Origin of the sequence: Devosia psychrophila (assembly GCF_000971275.1) — a bacterium.
Lineage (GTDB): Bacteria > Pseudomonadota > Alphaproteobacteria > Rhizobiales > Devosiaceae > Devosia > Devosia psychrophila.
In genome coordinates, this window is the sequence record NZ_LAPV01000141.1 from 95,678 (window position 1) to 114,724 (window position 19,047).

General features: G+C 62.5%; 15 protein-coding genes. 11 read left to right on the forward strand and 4 right to left on the reverse strand.

The window, feature by feature from the left end; translation table 11 throughout:
• Positions 1 to 55: 55 nt before the first annotated feature.
• The 3 genes from WH91_RS15555 to puuE all read right to left on the reverse strand — a co-directional run bounded on the left by WH91_RS15555 (position 56) and on the right by puuE (position 2,988).
• Positions 56 to 547 carry an ureidoglycolate lyase gene (locus tag WH91_RS15555; RefSeq protein ID WP_046171921.1) on the reverse strand — a complete coding sequence of 164 codons (492 nt, stop codon included), beginning with the start codon at positions 545 to 547 and terminating at the stop codon, positions 56 to 58.
• A 2-nt stretch (positions 548 to 549) separates the two neighbouring features.
• Positions 550 to 1,371, reverse strand: coding sequence for a bifunctional allantoicase/(S)-ureidoglycine aminohydrolase (locus WH91_RS15560; RefSeq protein WP_046171922.1), 822 nt, complete (start codon positions 1,369 to 1,371; stop codon positions 550 to 552).
• A 201-nt stretch (positions 1,372 to 1,572) separates the two neighbouring features.
• The gene (gene puuE / locus WH91_RS15565; protein ID WP_046171923.1) at positions 1,573 to 2,988 is read right to left on the reverse strand and encodes an allantoinase PuuE; all 1,416 of its coding nucleotides are present in this window, start codon (positions 2,986 to 2,988) and stop codon (positions 1,573 to 1,575) included.
• Positions 2,989 to 3,137: 149 nt separating this feature from the next.
• On the opposite strand from puuE, the gene uraH reads away from it, so the two are divergent.
• From uraH to WH91_RS15620, 11 genes are all read left to right on the forward strand, one after another.
• A complete protein-coding gene (gene uraH, locus WH91_RS15570; protein WP_046171924.1) occupies positions 3,138 to 3,494 on the forward strand; it encodes a hydroxyisourate hydrolase in 357 nt (118 codons plus the stop codon).
• A gap of 2 nt (positions 3,495 to 3,496) precedes the next feature.
• Positions 3,497 to 4,963, forward strand: coding sequence for a xanthine dehydrogenase small subunit (xdhA, locus tag WH91_RS15575; RefSeq protein WP_046171925.1), 1,467 nt, complete (start codon positions 3,497 to 3,499; stop codon positions 4,961 to 4,963).
• Positions 4,960 to 7,281, forward strand: a complete 2,322-nt coding sequence (gene xdhB / locus WH91_RS15580; protein ID WP_046171926.1) for a xanthine dehydrogenase molybdopterin binding subunit — start codon at positions 4,960 to 4,962, stop codon at positions 7,279 to 7,281. Before xdhA ends, xdhB begins: the two co-directional genes overlap by 4 nt.
• 220 nt (positions 7,282 to 7,501) lie before the next feature.
• On the forward strand, positions 7,502 to 8,362 hold the full coding sequence (gene xdhC / locus WH91_RS15585; protein WP_046171959.1) for a xanthine dehydrogenase accessory protein XdhC: 861 nt from the start codon (positions 7,502 to 7,504) through the stop codon (positions 8,360 to 8,362).
• A 1-nt stretch (position 8,363) separates the two neighbouring features.
• The gene (locus WH91_RS15590; protein ID WP_046171927.1) at positions 8,364 to 9,896 is read left to right on the forward strand and encodes an ABC transporter ATP-binding protein; all 1,533 of its coding nucleotides are present in this window, start codon (positions 8,364 to 8,366) and stop codon (positions 9,894 to 9,896) included.
• Positions 9,880 to 10,962, forward strand: a complete 1,083-nt coding sequence (locus tag WH91_RS15595; RefSeq protein WP_046171928.1) for an ABC transporter permease — start codon at positions 9,880 to 9,882, stop codon at positions 10,960 to 10,962. Before WH91_RS15590 ends, WH91_RS15595 begins: the two co-directional genes overlap by 17 nt.
• Entirely contained in the window at positions 10,962 to 11,885 is a 924-nt protein-coding gene (locus tag WH91_RS15600) for an ABC transporter permease (protein WP_046171929.1), read from the forward strand. Before WH91_RS15595 ends, WH91_RS15600 begins: the two co-directional genes overlap by 1 nt.
• 53 nt (positions 11,886 to 11,938) lie before the next feature.
• Complete coding sequence (locus WH91_RS15605) at positions 11,939 to 13,024, forward strand: BMP family ABC transporter substrate-binding protein (RefSeq protein ID WP_046171960.1); 1,086 nt, start codon at positions 11,939 to 11,941, stop codon at positions 13,022 to 13,024.
• A gap of 213 nt (positions 13,025 to 13,237) precedes the next feature.
• Positions 13,238 to 14,464 carry a urate hydroxylase PuuD gene (locus tag WH91_RS15610; protein ID WP_046171930.1) on the forward strand — a complete coding sequence of 409 codons (1,227 nt, stop codon included), beginning with the start codon at positions 13,238 to 13,240 and terminating at the stop codon, positions 14,462 to 14,464.
• On the forward strand, positions 14,461 to 15,762 hold the full coding sequence (guaD, locus tag WH91_RS15615) for a guanine deaminase (protein ID WP_046171931.1): 1,302 nt from the start codon (positions 14,461 to 14,463) through the stop codon (positions 15,760 to 15,762). The genes WH91_RS15610 and guaD overlap by 4 nt, the downstream gene beginning before the upstream one ends.
• Before the next feature lie 52 nt (positions 15,763 to 15,814).
• Positions 15,815 to 17,974 carry a malate synthase G gene (locus WH91_RS15620; RefSeq protein WP_046171932.1) on the forward strand — a complete coding sequence of 720 codons (2,160 nt, stop codon included), beginning with the start codon at positions 15,815 to 15,817 and terminating at the stop codon, positions 17,972 to 17,974.
• Between the two features lie 234 nt (positions 17,975 to 18,208).
• Here WH91_RS15620 and WH91_RS15625 read toward each other — a convergent pair whose 3' ends face one another.
• On the reverse strand, positions 18,209 to 18,967 hold the full coding sequence (locus tag WH91_RS15625; protein WP_082102205.1) for a HugZ family pyridoxamine 5'-phosphate oxidase: 759 nt from the start codon (positions 18,965 to 18,967) through the stop codon (positions 18,209 to 18,211).
• Positions 18,968 to 19,047: the final 80 nt, after the last annotated feature.

Sequence of the window (19,047 nt, forward strand, 5' to 3'; positions counted from 1 at the left end):
GGAAAGCCGTGCGCGGCCGGGCGCTGGCTCGATTGGCACTGCGTTAGCCGTTTTGTCACCGTTCGGTCACCAGATAGGGAATCTCGAACACATGCTCTTCGAGATTGTTACCGTCGCCACCCCGGTCCACGACGATGAAGTCGCTCTCGGCTTCGAGCGGAGTGAGGACACCGTGCCAGGTGTTCATGGCGATGTTGACGCCCTGGCCCAGTGACGGGCGGAAAGCGCGAAGGCGGGTCGGCGTGCCGCTGTCGTCTTCGGCGACGATGACCAGCCAAGAGGCGGTGCCGAGCGGATAGAAGGCTTGGCTGCCGAGGGGATGGCGCTCGACCAGGGTGAGGCTGAGCGGCAGGGTGTATGGCTGGCCGCGAAAGATCGATATGAGCGGGCGGGCGTGGACGCCGCCGAGCTCGACGCGGGCCAGATCGTGGTAGCGCTCGGTCATGCCGGCATTGATGGGATAGTGATTGGCGACGGCCAGTTCGATGACCTGCCCGAAGGAGGAAAAGGCCGACGCGGTGAGCGGTTCGATCAGGATGCTGCCCATGGTCAGAATGGCAGTTTCATGTGGCGGTTGACGTCCTTGTAGAGCAGGTAGCGGAAGCGGGTTGGACCGGCGTAACAGGCCTGCGGACAGAAGGAACGCAGCCACATGAAATCGCCGGCCTCGACCTCGACCCAGTCTCGGTTGAGGCGGTAGACGGCTTTACCTTCGAGCACATAGAGGCCGTGCTCCATGACGTGGGTTTCCTCGAAGGGAATGACCGCGCCGGGCTCGAGCGTGACGATATTGACGTGCATGTCGTGGCGCACATTGGCCGGATCGACGAAGCGGGTAGTGCCCCAGGTGTTCTTGGTGCCGGCCATCCAGATGATCGGCTCGTCCTGTTCATTGGCCACAAAGGCATCCGGCGTCTCGATGCCCTCGACGACCTCGTAGCGCTTGCGGACCCAGTGGAAGCGGACCGGCACAGTGCCCTTGTTGAGAAAGGTCCACTGGCAGCCGGGGGGCAAGAAGGCATAACCGCCGGGCTTGAGCAGATGGCTCTTGCCCTCGATGGTGACGGTGGCCTGGCCTTCGACGACGAAGAGCACGCCTTCGGCCAGCGGATTGGGCTCGGGCTTGTCGCTACCACCGCCGGGCATCACCTCCATGATGTATTGCGAGAAGGTCTCGGAAAAGCCGGAGAGCGGGCGGGCGATGACCCAGCAGCGCTCGTCGCGCCAATGGGGCAGGTATGACGTGACGATATCGGTCATCACACCGCGCGGAATGAGCGCATAGGCCTCGGTAAACACGGCGCGGCCAGTGTGAAGCGCAGTCTGGGGCGGCAGTCCGCCGGCAGGCGAGGCATAGGTGGAGTCGGCCATTGGGTTCCTAGAGCGTTCAGGCTGTTGGGCGATCATCGACGACAGCGCGGCTTGGGGCAAGGGGGGCTTCTTTCTTGCGTCTCGCTTTAGAGGAAGGGCCATCCGGCGACGGGTGAGGCACCGTGCCTTCGCCGACCTCTGAACCCCTCACCCGGCGCTGCGCGCCGACCTCTCCCCTCAGGGGCTAGGTGAAGTGGAGCTTCACCCCAAGACCGCCTGCAGGCGCAGCGAGGCAATACGTTCCACCTGCGCGGTGGCGGTGGCGAATTCCTGCTCGGTGCTGTTGCCGAGGCGGTGTTCGAAGGCGGCGAGGATGCTGGGTTTGGTGTGGTCGCGGACGGCGATGATGAAGGGGAAGTGGAATTTTTCGACATAGGCGGTGTTGAGCGCAGTGAATTTTTCGCGTTCGTCGTCGGTCAGGGCGTCGAGACCGGCGGACTGTTGTTCGGCGGTGGATTCGGCAGTCAGGCGCTTGGCGGCGGCGAGCTTGCCAGCGAGGTCGGGGTGGGCGCAGAGGACGGCGAGGCGTTCTTCGGGGGTGGCCAGGCGGAATTGCGTGCGCAACGCGAAATGCAAGCCGATTGCGGTGTCGTTGACCGGGGCCAGTTCGCCATCCCAGGCGCGTTCGGCGATCCAGGGGGAGTGCTCGAAGATCGAGCCGTAGCGGGCGACGAAATCACCTTTGTCGAGCTGGGAGGGGATGACCTCGGGGGCGACGTAGGGGTGTTCGCTTGCCCAGTGCTCGGCGATGGCGAGGCGGGTGGGGACCCAGACCTTGTCGAAGCCGGTGATGTAATGGACGAACTTCTTGAGGCCCTGGAAGCGGCCGGGCTGGCCGACGAGGCGGCAATGGAGGCCCAGCGACATCATCTTGGGACTGCCGGCCCGGCCCTCGGCATAGAGGACGTCGAACGTGTCCTTGAGGAACTGGAAATATTCCTCGCCATTGTCGAAGCCCGGCCCGGTGACGAAGCGCATGTCGTTGGTCGAGAGGCTATAGGGAATGATCAGGTGCGGCTGGCCCTGATAGACGCGCCAATAGGGCAGGTCGTCGTCATAGGTATCGGAAATATAGGCAAAGCCGCCGGCTTCCGAGACCAGGTCCACCGTCTGCAAGGATGAGCGGCCGGTGTACCAGCCCCTGGGGCGCTCGCCCGTTGCTATGGTGTGAACGCGAATGGCTTCGGCGATCTGCTGGCGCTCTTCGTCGGCGGGCATATCCTTGTGCTGTACCCATTTGTAGCCGTGGCTGGCAATTTCCCATCCGGCCTCCTGCATGGCATGGAGCTGGGCTGGAGCGCGCATCAGGGCGGTGGCGACTCCATAAACGGTGACCGGCAGATTTACCTCGGTGAACAGGCGATGCAGCCGCCAGAAGCCGGCGCGGGCGCCATATTCGTACATGGATTCTACGTTGGCGTGACGCTGGCCGGGCCAGGGCACCGAGCCGAGCACGTCGACGAGGAAGGCCTCGGAGGCGGCGTCGCCATGCAGGATATTGTTTTCACCGCCCTCTTCGTAATTGAGCACGAACTGCACCGCCACATGGGCGCCACCGGGCCAGTTGGCGTGGGGCGGGGTCTGGCCGTAGCCATGCATGTCGCGGGGGTAGCGCATCGAGTCTGCTCTCGTCTGGTTCGTGCGGATAGTATGAGTTCGGCGTCACAGAACAAGATGCACAAAAATGGACCAGATGGTAAAAAATGAGCATTGCGCAACGCGGTTGATGCGATAGTCTCACCCTGGGGTTACAGACGGAGCAGCACATGGCGGGTAGTGGACGCCTCACTACGCATGTTTTGGACACCATGCACGGCAAGCCGGCGCGTGGCATGCGGATCGAACTGCATTACGTGCATGACGATCATACGCACCACATCACCGACGGCTATACCAACGCCGACGGGCGGGTGGATGCGCCGCTGTTGACCCCGGAGCAGTTCGAAAAGGGCGAATACGAAATCCGCTTTCATGTGGGGCAGTATTACGAACGTCTGGGCACCGAGATCGAGACGCCATTCCTCAATGTGGTGCCGATCCGCTTCCAGATTTCCGAGGACAGCCACTATCACGTGCCGCTGCTGGTCAGCCCGTTTGCCTATTCGACCTATCGGGGGAGCTAGGCATGACCGAGGTTTCGGGCGCCATTCGCTTCATCCTGAACAACCAGGAAATCAGCCTGACCGATGTGAAGCCGGACACGACCTTGCTCGATTGGCTGCGGCTGGATCGGCGGTTGCGCGGTTCCAAGGAAGGCTGCGCTGAGGGTGATTGCGGCGCCTGCACCGTGCTGATTGGCAGGTTGCTGGGTGAAGAGATCATCTATGACTCGGTGACGGCCTGCATCCGCTTTGTCGGCAGCCTGCATGGATCGCATGTGGTGACAGTAGAGCATCTGCGCGGCAAGGACGGCGTGTTGCATCCAGTGCAGCAGGCGATGGTGGATCACCACGGTTCGCAATGCGGGTTTTGCACGCCGGGCTTCGTTATGAGCCTTTACGGGCTATGGATGCGCGACCCGGAGCCGAGCCAGACGGCAATCGAGAAGGCACTGCAGGGTAACCTCTGCCGGTGCACCGGCTATGCGCCGATCATCCGGGCGGCCAAGGCGATTTCCACCTATGGTGCGCCGCAGGGAGACCCGCTGTGGGCCGAGCGAATTGCGCTCAAGGGCAAGATCAAGGCGATTACCGACGGAAAGCGGGTCGAGATCGGCGAGGGCGCCGAGCGGATCGTGGTGCCGGCCAACCTCGATGATTTTGCGGCGTTTTATGAGGCCAATCCGGGCGCGACCATCGTCAATGGCTCGACCGATGTGGGGCTGTGGGTGACCAAGCAGATGCGCTCGATTGGGCCGGTGGTGTTCATCAACCATCTGCAGGAACTCAAGCGCATCGCCGAAAATGACAGCGAAGTGCGGTTTTACGCCGGGGTGAGCTATTCCGAAGCGCTGCCGGTGATGGCGGCGAATTTTCCAGATATGGGCGAGCTGTGGAACCGCATTGCCGGCGAGCAAATCCGCAACATGGGGACCATCGGCGGCAATATTGCCAATGGTTCGCCGATCGGTGACACGCCGCCACCGTTCATTGCGCTGGGGGCCAAGCTGCATCTGCGCCGCGGGGAGCATCGGCGCGAGATCAAGCTGGAGGATTATTTCATCGCCTATGGCAAGCAGGACCGGCAGCCGGGCGAGTTCGTCGAGAGCGTGACCATACCGCTGCTGCCGGTGGGCGAGCAGTTTGCCTGCTACAAGATTTCGAAGCGGCGCGAGGAGGATATCTCGACGCTGTGCGGAGCGTTCCGGGTTTTCGTCAACGACCATGGCATGGTGGGCATGGCGCGGATTGCCTTTGGCGGCATGGCAGCGACGCCGAAGCGGGCCAAGGCGGTGGAAGCCGCACTGGTGGGCAGGCCGTGGACGCAGGAGACTGTGGCGGCGGCGATGGCGGTGTTTGGCGAGGATTATCAGCCGATATCGGATATGCGTGCCAGCGCGGATTATCGCCTGCTGACGGCGCAGAACCTGCTGCAGCGGTTTTATCTGGACAGCACCGGGCACGGGCAGCGACTGCGGCGGGAGGTGGCATGAACAAGCACCAGGCGCCTATCGTCATCGCAGCGCTGCATACGTCGACCCGGCATGACAGCGGGCCGAAACATGTGTCGGGCACGGCGGAATATATCGACGACATGATCGAGCCGGCGGGCACGATGCATGCGTATCTGGCGCTGTCGACCAAGCCGCATGCCGAGATCGTTTCGATTGATTATGCGGCGGTGAAGGCGTTTGCGGGCGTCATCGGGGTGCTGACGGCGGAGGATATTCCGGGCGAGAATGACGTGTCGCCGAGCCATCGGCATGATGAGCCGGTGTTTGCCACCGACAAGGTGCATTTTTGGGGGCAGCCGCTGTTTGCGGTGATTGCCGAGACGCGCGATGCAGCGCGGCGGGCGGCGCATCTGGCCAAGGTCGAGTATCGCGAGCTGCCATTTGCGACCAATGTGCGCGATGCGCAGGCGGCGGGTGGCAAGCTAGTGACCGATCCGCTGAAGCTCGAACGCGGCGATGTCGAGGCTGGTTTTGCCAAGGCGCCGCATCGGGTCAAGGGCAGTATCGAGATCGGCGGGCAGGATCACTTCTACCTGGAGGGACAGATTTCGCTGGCCATTCCGGGTGAGGATGAGGACGTCACGGTGTTTGCCTCGACGCAGCATCCGAGCGAAGTGCAACTGATGGTGGCGCAGGTGCTGGGCATTCGCCACCATGCGGTGACGATCCAGATCCGGCGCATGGGCGGTGGTTTTGGCGGCAAGGAAACCCAGGGCAACCTGTTTGCGGCGGTGGCAGCGCTGGCCGCGAAAAAGTGGAACCGCGCCTGCAAGATCCGGCCGGACCGCGACGACGACATGACGGCCACCGGCAAGCGGCACGATTTCGTGGTCGATTATGACGTCGGCTATGACGATGACGGCAAGATTCATGTGGTGGATGCGGTCTATGGGGCGCGGGCGGGGTTCTCATCGGACCTGTCGGGGCCAGTGACCGACCGGGCGCTGTTTCATGCGGACAATGCCTATTGGTATCCGGCAGTGCGGGTGCAGTCGCAGCCGCTTTATACCAACACGGTGTCGAACACGGCGTTTCGGGGTTTTGGCGGACCGCAGGGGATGCTGGCGGCGGAGCGGTTGGTCGAGGACATTGCCTATGCGCTGGGGCGCGATCCGCTGGAGATCCGCAAGGCAAATTTTTATGGCACCGACACGGATAATGTGACGCCGTATCACCAGACGGTGGAGGACAATATCATCCATCGCGTGGTGGATGAGCTGGAGGCGTCGTCAGACTACCAGGCGCGGCGGGCGGCGATCATCAAGTATAATGCGGGCAGCCCGATCCTCAAAAAGGGCATCGCGCTGACGCCGGTCAAGTTCGGCATCTCTTTCACGGCCACCTGGTACAATCAGGCTGGCGCGCTGGTGCATGTGTACAAGGACGGGTCCATTCATCTCAGCCACGGCGGCACGGAGATGGGGCAGGGCCTCTATATCAAAGTGGCGGCGGTGCTGGCCGATGCGTTCGGTGTCGGTCTGGACGTGGTCAAGATCATGGCGACGACGACGGGCAAGGTGCCAAACACTTCGGCCACGGCGGCGTCGTCGGGTTCAGACCTCAATGGCATGGCGGCCTGGGATGCGGCGCGGCAGATCAAGGAGCGGTTGGTCAAGCATGCGGCCAAGCTGCACCAGGTCGCGGAATCCGAGATCGAGTGGGTGCAGGGCGGTATCCAGGCTGGAGACCAGTTCGTGCCGTTCGCCGAGCTGGCAGCGTCGGCCTATCTGAACCGAGTGCAACTGTCGGCTGCGGGGTTCTACGAGACGCCGAAGATCCATTGGGATCGGGCGACGGGGCGCGGGCATCCGTTCTATTATTTTGCCTATGGGGCTTCGGCGAGCGAAGTGACGATAGATACGCTGACCGGGGAATATACCGTCGATCGGGTGGATATCCTGCACGACGTGGGGCGCTCGCTCAATCCGGCCATCGACCTGGGGCAGGTCGAAGGCGGGTTCATCCAGGGTATGGGCTGGCTGACCACCGAGGAGCTGGTTTGGGACGCCAAGGGCGAACTGCGCACCAAGGCGCCGTCGACCTACAAGATACCGCTGGCCAGCGATGTGCCGCCGATTTTCAACGTGCGGCTGGCGGAATGGTCGATCAATAAGGAGCCGACCATTGGGCGCTCCAAGGCCGTCGGCGAGCCGCCCCTGATGCTGGCGATGAGCGTGGTCGAGGCGCTGTCGATGGCGGTGGCGAGCGTGGCGGACTATAGAATTGCGCCGCGGATGAATACGCCGGTGACGCCGGAGCGGGTGCTGATGGGTGTGCAGCGGATGAAACGAAGATGAGCATGGCGGTCATCTCGACATCACCCCCACCCTCATTCCCTCCCCACATGGGGGAGGGAGGCGCTGACTTTGGCATCGGAGTACCCCCACCTAGCCTCCCCCTGATAGGGGGAGGGACTTCTCCGCGTTTGAACCGCTATCGAGGCATACTCGATCAGCGCCTCCCCCTATCAGGGGGAGGCTGGGCGGAGGTATCCCCTTCGAAATGGGTCTGCCGCCCATGACCCGCAGCTCTGAGCTCACCAGCTTCCTCGTCACAAACACCGACGTCATCGTCTGCGAACTGACGTCCGTGCGGGGTTCTTCCCCACGCGAGCAGGGGACGTTTATGTTGGTGGGCCGGAGCGCCTTGTTCGGAACCATCGGCGGCGGGGCGCTGGAATATATGGTGATCGAGCATGCGCGGCGGCTGATTGCCAATGGGCAGGCGGAAGACGCGATGGATGTGCCGCTGGGGCCGGAGATCGGCCAGTGCTGTGGCGGCCGGGTTGGCGTGAGCTTGGCTTATGCCGACGCTGACAAGCGGGTTGAACTGGCGAAACTGGTGGCTGAGGTAGATGCGGCGCTGCCGCATGTCTATGTGTTTGGCGCCGGGCATGTCGGGCGGGCGCTGGCGCAGATATTGGCGATTTTGCCGGTGCAGCTTGAGGTGATCGACACGCGGCGGGAGGAGTTGGAGTTGCTGCCGAAGGGGATTACGGCGAGGATTGTGGCAATGCCCGAAGCGGTGGTGCGATCGGCGCCCCAGGGCAGCAGCTTCGTGATCCTGACTCATGATCATGCGCTGGATTTCCTGATTGCGCAGGAAGCGCTGGCGCGGCTCGATGCGCCCTATGTCGGCATGGTCGGCAGCCAGACCAAGCGGGCGAAATTTTCTAGCTGGTTCAAGACGGAAGGTGGCGATGCCCGAGCCCTCGAACGACTGGTTTTGCCGATCGGCCAGCACGGCCTTGGGGATAAACGGCCGGCGGTTATCGCGGCACTGGCGGCGGCGGAAATTATGGTCCACATTGGTCAACGGGAAGCTGAGAATGTGCGGGCACGCACCCCCAAGTCATTGGGGGTGGTGATTGGACGCTAGTATGCCGCATCGGCTTGAATTGACCGGTATTACCAAGGCCTTCCCAGGCGTTCTCGCCAATGACAATGTCAGTTTTTCGGTACGGCCAGGCGAAATCCACGCCCTGCTGGGCGAAAACGGCGCCGGCAAATCCACCCTGGTCAAAATGATCTACGGCATCATGCAGCCGGACGCGGGCGAAATCCGCTGGGACGGCGCGCCGGTGGTGGTGGCCAATCCCAAGGCCGCCCGCAAGCTCGGTATCGGCATGGTGTTCCAGCATTTCTCGCTGTTCGAGGCGCTGACGGTGCTGGAGAATATCGCGCTGGGTATGGATGCGAAAATCCCTTCGCGCGAGCTCGAAGCGCGCATCCGAGAGGTGATGACCAAATACGGCCTGCTGCTCGATCCGCACCGCACCGTAGCGACGCTATCGGTGGGCGAGCGCCAGCGCATCGAAATCGTGCGGGCGTTGTTGCTCGATCCCAAGCTATTGATCATGGACGAGCCGACCTCGGTGCTGACGCCGCAGGAAGTGGCGCAATTGTTCGAGGTGCTGCGCAAGCTGGCGGCGCAGGGCTGTTCCATTCTCTACATTTCCCACAAGCTGCATGAAATCAAAGCGCTGTGCGACACGGCGACGATCCTGCGCGGCGGCAAGCTGGTCGATACCTGCGACCCAACGCAGGAAACCTCGCGCTCGATGGCCGAGAAGATGATCGGCGCGGGGCTCAAGGATATCGTGCGGGCCGAGGGGCGCAGCATGGGCCTGCCCAAGCTGGTGGTATCGCGGCTTTCGACCAAGAAGACCGGCCATTTCGAAGTGCCGGTCGATAGCATCAGCTTCACCGTCAGGGCGGGCGAAATCTTCGGCATTGCCGGCGTAGCAGGCAATGGGCAGAACGCCTTGCTCGATGCTCTCTCGGGCGAAATTCTGGGCGACGACAAGGACGCCATTACCATCGACGGCTACGGCATCGGCCTGCTCGACACCACCGGGCGGCGCAAGCGCGGGCTTTGCGCTGTGCCCGAAGAGCGCAATGGCCACGCGGCAGTGGGCGACTTTTCGCTGAGCGACAATTCGATCCTGACGGCGCGTGACCGGCTCGGCATGGTGATGATGGGGCTGATCAATTCGGGCGCGGCGCGAACCTACACCGGCAAGGTGATCGCGGACTTTGCCGTCAAGGCGCTGGGGCCGTCGTCGATGGCGGGGTCGCTGTCGGGCGGTAATTTGCAGAAGTATATCATGGGCCGCGAAATCCTGCAGAAGCCCAGCGTGCTGGTGGTGAGCCAGCCGACCTGGGGGGTCGATGCGGGCGCGGCGGCGGCGATCCATCAGGCGCTGGTTGACCTCGCGGCAGCCGGTTCGGCTATCGTGGTGATCAGCCAGGATCTCGATGAGTTGCGGGCGCTGTGCGACACGCTGGCGGTGGTAAACATGGGGCAATTGAGCCCGGCCCGGCCGGTGGCCGAGGTGAGTATCGAAGAGATTGGCCTGCTGATGGGTGGCGTGCACGGTGCGACGGAGGCTTCCCATGCAATTCCGGCTTGAGAAGCGGCGCGAGCCATCGAAGTTGATGAGCTATGCCACCCCGGTTGCGGCGGTGCTGCTGACCATGGTGTTGGGCGCCGTGATTTTCTCGGTAATCGGCTATGACGGCATCGGCGCGGTGCGGGAAATTTTCCTGACGCCGCTGACCAATTCGTACAAGTGGCAGGACCTTGGGGTGAAAGCCGCGCCGTTGATCATCATCGGGGTCGGGCTTTCGATCGCCTATCGCGCCAATGTGTGGAACATCGGCGCCGAGGGGCAATATATCGTCGGCGGGCTGGCTGGCACCGGTATTGCGCTGCTGACCTGGGGCATGACCGGCTGGTGGATACTGCCACTGATGGTGCTGGCCGGGATGCTCGGCGGCATGGCCTATGCGTCGATACCGGCGCTGCTCAAGACCCGCCTCAACGTCAACGAAATCCTGACTTCGCTAATGCTGACCTATGCCTCGGTGCAGTTGATCTACTATCTGATCCGCGCCCCGTGGAAGGACCCGATGGGCATGGGCTTTCCCCAGACCCGGCTGTTTTCCGAAGCGGCGCGGCTGCCGACGATCATACCGGGCACCATCGTGCATCTGGGCGTGCCGATTGCCGTACTGGTCGGGCTGGTCGCCTGGTTTATCATGAGCAAGTCAGTGTTCGGCTATCGCATGCGCGTGGTCGGCGCGGCGCCTCATGCCGCGCGCTATGGCGGGTTTTCCGAGAACAGGACAATCTGGCTGGCCATGCTGGTCAGCGGGGGTCTCGCAGGTCTTGCGGGCGTGCTGGAAGTGGCCGGACCGTTCCAGCGCATGGTGCCGGGCTTCCCTACCAACTATGGATTTACCGCCATCATCGTGGCCTTTCTCGGACGGCTTAACCCGCTGGGCGTCATCGTCGCCGGTGTGGTGCTGGCCATCACCTTTGTCGGTGGCGAGGTGGCTCAGACCACCATCGGGCTGCCCAATGCGGCGACCGGCATTTTCCAGGCAATGATGCTGTTCTTCCTGCTGGCCGGCGATATCCTCATCAAATACCGGCTACGGCGCGTCATGCCGCAGGCCACGGCGGGGACAGCATAATGGATTTGATGCTTGCCATTCTGATCACCGTCGTCGGGGCCTCGACCCCGATCCTGATCGCCGCTCTCGGCGAGCTGGTGGTGGAACGCTCCGGCGTGCTCAACCTCGGCGTCGAAGGCATGATGCTGATCGGCGCCATTGCCGGCTTCGTGGTGCAGTTCCATACCGGCAATTCCTACCTGGCACTGCTGGCCGGGGCCGGCGCGGGCGTGTGTGCCTCGCTGATCTTCGGGTTTTTGACCCTGTCGCTGTCAGCCAACCAGACGGCGACGGGGCTGGCGTTGACGATTTTTGGCACCGGCTTTTCGGCGCTGGCCGGCTCTTCCTATTCGGCCAGGCCGGTAACGCTGATGCGGCCGCTGTTCCCGGCCGAGTTTGCGGCCAGCCCGTTTACCAAGGTGCTGTTCGGCTATTCCTTCCCGGTGTATTTCGCCTTCATCATGGTGGCGGCGATCTGGTACTTCCTGCATCGGACGCGCGCCGGGCTGATCCTGCGTGCCGTCGGCGAGAACGACCAGTCGGCGCATTCGATCGGCTATTCGGTGATCGGGGTGCGCTATATGGCCGTGATGTTTGGCGGCGCCATGGCCGGCATTGCGGGGGCGTGCTTCCCGCTTCTGCTGACGCCACAATGGGCCGAACGGATGACCGCCGGTCGCGGCTGGATCGCCGTGGCGCTGGTGGTGTTTGCCTCGTGGAAGCCATTCCGGCTGCTGGCTGGCGCCTATCTGTTCGGCCTCGTGATGACCATGGAGCTTTACGCCAAGGCTGGCGGCGGGCCGCTTTCGGTCATTCCATCCGAACTTTGGGCGGCGTTGCCCTATCTTGCCACCGTCGCCGTGCTGGTGCTTATCTCGATCCGCCGCGACGCCTCCACCAATGCCCCGGCCTGCCTCGGCAAGCCGTTTTTGCCCTCTAATTGATACGCCGCCAAATGAGCGTCTCAATCGAAACTACCGTCATCCAGGAGAAAACCATGACAATCTCACGTCGTAACTTCGTCAAGATCAGTGGCGCCGCCATGGCGCTTCCGCTGATGGGCTCGAGCGCCTTCGCGCAGGTGGAAAAGATCAAGATCGGCTTCATCTATGTCGGCTCGATCAATGACAATGGCTATAACTATGCCCACAATCAGGGCCGCCTTTATGTCGAAGAAAAGCTGGGCGACAAGGTCGAGACCGTGTTCGTCGAGAACGTACCGGAAGGCCCCGATTGCGAACGTGTCATCCGCGAACTGGCCCAGCAGGGCTGCAACCTGATTTTCGCCACCAGCTTTGGTTTCGGCGACAGCCTGGTCAAGGTCGCGCCGCAGTTCCCCGACGTCGCCTTTGAGCACGCCACCGGCTATATGAGCGGCCCGAACATCGGCCTCTACAACGCCCGCTTCTACGAAGGCCGCGCCGTTTGCGGCACCATTGCCGGCCATCTCTCGGTCACCGGCAAGGCTGGCTATATCGGTTCGTTCCCGATCCCCGAAGTGGTGATGGGCATCAACGCGCTGGCGCTGTCGGGCCGTCGCATCAACCCTGCCTTCACCGTCAAGCCAGTGTATATCTCGACCTGGAATGACCCGGCCAAGGAAGCCGACGCGGCTCGCGCCATGATCGACCAGGGCATCGACATCATTGCCCAGCACACCGACGGCCCCGCCGCGCTGCAGGTTGCTGCCGAGCGTGGCATCGTCGGCGGCTTCGGCCAGGGCGCCGACATGAGCGCCTTTGCTCCCGAGACCCAGCTGACTGCCATCATCGACCATTGGGGCCCGCATTACCTGGCGTCGGCCGAAGCCGTTCTGGCCGGCACCTGGGCTCCCGGCAATACCTGGGAAGGCCTCAAGGAAGACGTCGTGCAGATGGGCCCGTACAATGCCAAGGTCCCGGCTGACGTCGTCGCCGACGCCGAGAAGATCAAGGCCGGCCAGATCGATGGCTCGTTCCACATCTTCACCGGCCCGATCAACGACAATACCGGCGCCGAGCGCGTCGCTGCCGGCGTCACCATGACCGATGCCGAACTGCTGTCGATGGACTGGTATGTCGAAGGCGTCGAACAGCCTGCATAAGGCTTGGTTTGATCGAGTTGAGGGGCGGGTTTCGGCCCGCCCTTTTTTACGAGTGCAGCGCTCTCCCTCATCCGGCGCTGCGCGCCACCTTCTCCCCGATGGGGAGAAGAATAGAGGGATCGTGCCTTTCCCTCGCCCCATCGGGGAGAGGGTGGATCGCCCCCTTGGGCGAGACGGGTGAGGGGGCTGCTCTCCGCGAGAAGGACATAACGAATGCCGGAATATGCGATTGCTTATGAGTGGCTGATGTTTGCGGTGCGCTGGCTGCATGTCATCACGGCTATCGCCTGGATCGGCTCATCGTTTTACTTCATCGCGCTCGACCTTGGCTTGCGCAAGACGCCGAGCCTGCCGCCGCTGGCCTATGGCGAGGAGTGGCAGGTGCATGGCGGGGGCTTTTATCACATCAATAAATATCTGGTGGCGCCGGAGTTTTTGCCGGAGCACCTGACCTGGTTCAAATGGGAAAGCTATTGGACCTGGCTGAGCGGTTTCATGCTGCTGGCGCTGATCTACTACGTGGGCGCGGATATTTACCTGATCGATCGCAATGTGCTGGACCTGGTGCAATGGCAGGCGATTTTGCTGTCGATCGCCTCGATCGTGCTTGGCTGGGTGCTGTATGACGGGCTGTGCAAATCGCCGATCGGCAACTCGACGACGGGGCTGATGCTGGTGCTGTTCGGCATCCTCGTGGCGATGAGCTGGGGTTATACGCAGCTGTTCACCGGGCGGGCGGCGTTGCTGCATATGGGCGTGTTTACCGCGACCATCATGGCGGCCAATGTGGCGATGATCATCATCCCCAACCAGAAGATCGTCGTGGCCGACCTCAAGGCAGGCAGGGTGCCGGACGCGAAATATGGCAGGATCGCCAAGCAGCGCAGCCTGCATAACAACTACCTGACGCTGCCGGTGATTTTCTTCATGCTGAGCAGCCACTATCCGCTGGCGTTTGCGACGCAGTGGAACTGGATCATCGCTTCGCTGATCTTCCTCGTCGGCGTGGTGATCCGGCACTATTTCAACACGCGCCACGCGCGGAAGGGCAATCCGCACTGGACCTGGCTGGTGGCCGTGGTGCTGTTCATCATCATTGCCTGGCTATCGACTGGGCCCAAACTGCCGAATTCGGCGGGAGAGGTGGTGGCGTCTCGGGCGTCCGAGAGCTTTCTTGCAGCAAGCCATTTCCCTGCAGCCAGCCTAGCCGTACAGACCCGCTGCGCCATGTGCCATACGGCCGAGCCGGCGTGGCCTGGCATATTTGAACCGCCCAAGAATGTGATCCTCGATAATGACATTGCTATCGCCAACCACGCCAAGGATATCGCCATGCAGGCGGGCTATGCCCATGCCATGCCGCCGGGCAATGTCAGCGAAATGACGCCCGAGGAGCGGGCGCTGCTGGTCGAATGGTTCCGCGAAGGCTCGGGGCGATGAGCCAGACCATATTGCGCGGGCGGGTGCTGAGTTTTGTCAGCGAGCCGCAGGCTATCGACGATCACGCGAGCTATCGCTATTGGGAAGACGCCGGCGTGGTGATTGTCGATGGCAAGATCGCGGCGGTCGAGCCGTGGGACGCCATTGCGCCGCTGGGGGGCGACTATATCGACCATCGGCCGCACCTGATCTTGCCAGGCTTCATCGACATGCATCTGCATTATGTGCAGAGCCAGATGATCGCCTCCTATGCCGGCTCACTGCTGGAATGGCTCAATACCTACACCTTTGTGGAAGAACAGAAGTTCAGCCAGCAGGGCCATGCGGACGCGGTTGCGACGGCGTTCTATGACGAGTTGGTGCGCAATGGCACGACGACTGCTGTAGCCTATTGCTCCAGTCATCCGCGCAGCGTGGACGCCTATTTCGCCGAGGCGGAAAAGCGCAACATGCTGATGGTCGGCGGAAAGGTGATGATGGATCGCAATGCGCCCGGCGCACTATGCGATACGGCGCAGTCGGGCTATGACCACACCAAAGAGCTGATCGCGCGCTGGCATGGTCGGGCGCGTGGGCTGTATGCCATCTCGCCGCGCTTTGCCATTACCTCGACGCCAGCTCAGATGGAGGCGGCGCGGGCCTTGGTGGCCGAGCATCCAGAGGCCTATGTGCAGACCCATCTCAGCGAGAACGCCGACGAGATTTCGTTCTCAATGGAGCTGTATCCCGGCTCGCCAGACTATACCGGCATCTATGAGGACTATGGCCTGCTCGGTCCCATGACCCTGTTGGGGCATTGCATCCACCTCAATCACCGCGAGACGGGCGTGCTGGCCGAGACCGGTTCGGTGGCGGTGTTCTGTCCGACGTCGAACCTGTTTCTCGGCTCGGGGCTGTTCGATCGGGAGCGGTTGATCAAGCATGGCGTGCGTATCGGCGTCGCCACCGATATCGGCGGTGGCACCAGCTATTCCATGCTGCGAACGTTGGACGAGGGCTACAAGATTCTGCAACTGCGCGGACAGCGGCTCAACCCGTACGCCTCGTTCTATATGGCGACACTGGGCAACGCCCGGTCGCTGTCGCTGGAGGGCACTATTGGCGCCGTGGCGCTGGGAAACGCTGCCGATCTGGTGGTGCTGAACGCCGCGGCAACACCGGCCATGGCGATGCGCATGGCGACCGTCAGCAGCCTGGCCGAAGAACTGTTCCTGCTGCAAACCATGGGCGACGACCGCTCGGTGGCGGAAGTCTATGTCGCTGGCGCAAGGGCGAAGTCTACTTTAGGCGGGTTGTGACGGTTCGACGCATGACTTAAGTTTGGTCGGTCCGCACAAAAAGGAAGCAGAAATGAGCGATTACCTGACGAAATCCGGCCTTTCAGTTCACCCACTGCTGGTCAATTTCGTCGAAAAGGAAGCGCTCACTGGGCTGTCCGTGACGGCAGAGCAATTCTGGTCTGGTTTTGCGGCGGTGATTGCCGAGCATGCGCCGACCAATGCTCGCCTGTTGCAAAAGCGGGATGAATTGCAGAGCCAGATCGATGACTGGCATCGCAAGTATGGCCCGGTTTCCAACAATCCGCAGGGCTACGAGTTTTTCCTCCGCGACATCGGCTACCTGGTGCTCGAGCCAGGCGATTTCACAATCGAGACGTCGGGGCTCGACCCCGAGATTAGGTCGCTGTGCGGGCCGCAACTGGTGGTGCCGGTATCCAATGCGCGCTATGCGCTCAATGCTGCCAATGCGCGCTGGGGTAGCCTCTACGATGCACTCTATGGGACGGACGTCGTCAGCCGCGATGGCGAGCTGGCGCCGGGCAAGGGCTACAACGCAGCCCGCGGCGCTGCGGTGGTGGACCGGGCAGCGAGCTTCCTCGATGAGAGTTTCCCGCTAGCGTCTGGCAGCCACCGCGACGTCACCGGCTATCATGTGATCAAGGATGGCGACGTCCGGCACCTTGAGGTCGATACGACTGCCGGCCGCACCGGGTTGCGCGATCCGGGTGCTTTCGCCGGCTATGGCGGCACGCAGGAAAGCGGCCAGCTAGTGCTGCGCCACAATGGTTTGCATGTGATCCTGGTGATCGAGCCGGGCAGCGTCATTGGCGGCACGCACAAGGCGGGCCTGAGCGATGTGGTGGTCGAGGCGGCACTGACGACGATCCAGGATTGCGAGGATTCGGTTGCGGCGGTCGATGCCGAGGACAAGGTTGGCGTTTATCGCAACTGGCTGGGCCTGATGAATGGCACGCTGGTCGATACATTCGAGAAGGGCGGCCAAAGCGTCACCCGCAAGCTCAATGAAGACCGCAGCTGCAAGGACGTCAACGGCCAGCCGCTGGTGCTGAATGGCCGCTCGCTGCTGCTGGTGCGCAATGTCGGCCACCTGATGACCACGGACGCTGTACTGTGGAAGGGCAAGCCTATTGGTGAGGGGTTGATGGACGCGGCACTAACTGTGCTTTGCGCCATGCAGGACAAGGTCAACAGCAGCACCGGCGCCATCTACATCGTCAAGCCCAAGATGCACGGTCCCGAGGAAGTGGCGTTTGCCTGCGCTATGTTCGCTTCGGTCGAGCAGATGTTGGGCCTTAAGCCCAACACGGTCAAGATTGGCATCATGGACGAGGAACGCCGGACTTCGGCCAACCTCAAGGCGGCGATTTACGAAGCGCGGGCGCGGGTGTTTTTCATCAATACCGGCTTCCTCGATCGCACCGGCGACGAAATCCACACCTCGATGGAAGCGGGTGCCGTGTTGCGCAAGGACGAGATCAAGTCCGAGCGCTGGATTGCCTCATACGAGGATCGCAACGTGCTGATCGGGCTGGCCTGTGGCCTTTCGGGGCGGGCACAGATCGGCAAGGGCATGTGGGCGCGGCCGGACGACATGGCGGCGATGATGGACAGCAAGGCCGCTCATCCAAATGCCGGCGCCAATACGGCCTGGGTGCCGAGCCCGACGGCGGCGACGCTGCACGCGTTGCATTATCATCAGGTTGACGTGTTTGCTGCGCAGACGCGCCGCCATAATCAGTCGATCCCGCCGCTGAGCGAGCTGTTCTCGATGCCGATGCAGGCGCCGTTTTCGCTGAGCCGCGAGGAAATTACCCGCGAGCTGGAAAACAATGTGCAGGGCATTCTCGGCTATGTCGTGCGCTGGGTGCAGCAAGGCGTTGGCTGTTCAAAGGTGCCGGACATCAACAATGTCGGGCTGATGGAAGACCGCGCAACCTGCCGGATTTCATCGCAAGCGGTGGCAAACTGGCTGCGGCATGGGCTGGTGAGCCGCGACGAGGTAACATCCACCTTTGAGCGCATGGCCGGCGTGGTGGACCAGCAGAACGTGGGTGATCCGGTCTATCGCCCGATGGCGGAGAATTTCGGTTCGGTGGCGTTCCAGGCGGCGCTGGACCTCGCTTTGCACGGCGCCGACCAGCCGAGTGGTTATACCGAACCGCTGCTGCATGCCGCGCGCCGAAAGGTCAAGGCGCGCGACGGGAAGTAAGGGGCTTTTTTCCTTCTCCCCTTTAAGGAGAGCTTTTACATCGTGCGCAAACCTACCCCCACCCGACCCCTTCGGGGCCACCCTCCCCACAAGGGGGAGGGATAAGGAAGAGCTGGGTCATTTGGTCTGGCGCCTCCCTCCCCTGAATGGGCTTCTCGCCTCAAATCGCTCCAGTGGAGCGATTTGAGGCGAGAAGGATCGAGGGTGGGGTTATGGTTTGGGCTAGATGCTAGATCAGGCGTCGCCGAGTGCCAGCCGTGCAGCGCGGGCCATTTTGATGAGCGTTGTGTGCATGTCTTCGGGGACGGTGAGGGGTTCGTCGAAGAAGATGCGGTGGGTGTCGTCACCGAGGGCGATGTCGATGCCTTCGGCGTCGATGCCGGCTAGGGCCCAGTTGCCCGTTGGGGCCTTGCTGTAATGGCGGGCGTAGTTGTTGACCGCATCGGCGTGATCTTCGTTCATATGCTCCAGGGCGTGGGCTTCGGCTGCAGCCAGCGTGGCGTCGCCCGGCGATAGCAGTTCGGCGCCGGTGAGGGCGTAGGACCTTCCGAAACCGGCATTGAAACTGGCCGATTGAGTCTCCAGCCGTACAAAGCGGAAGTCGCCAAGTTCGGCGTATAGCTTGGCCTTGGGCTGGTGGCTGAGATAGCGCGTGGCAAGGCCGGCATGTCGGGCATCGTCGCGTTCGATGATAACGGCCTTGGCCGCGATGCTGATGCGCGGATGGGCCAATGGATCGCCCTTGCCAGGCTCGCCCAACAGCAACGAGCAGCGTGGGTCGGCCGTCAAAGCCGCTGTGTGTGCCGCCAGCCTGGAAATCAGGATCACCGGCGTGCCGTCGAAATCGGTGGAAACGCCAACCCGGCTGACCAGCGGAGCGCCGCTATCGGGATCGAGTGCCGCCAGTGCGCCGAAGCGCGCGGTGCGGATCTGGGTCTTGGCCTCACGGATGGCATCGGCATCGACGGGTTGCAGGAGGGGTGTTTCTGGCATGGCGGTCTCTTGCATGGCGGTCTCTTGCTGACGCGGCTTCTAGGGGAACCCCGCTCAAGCCGCGCGCAATAGACCTCAAG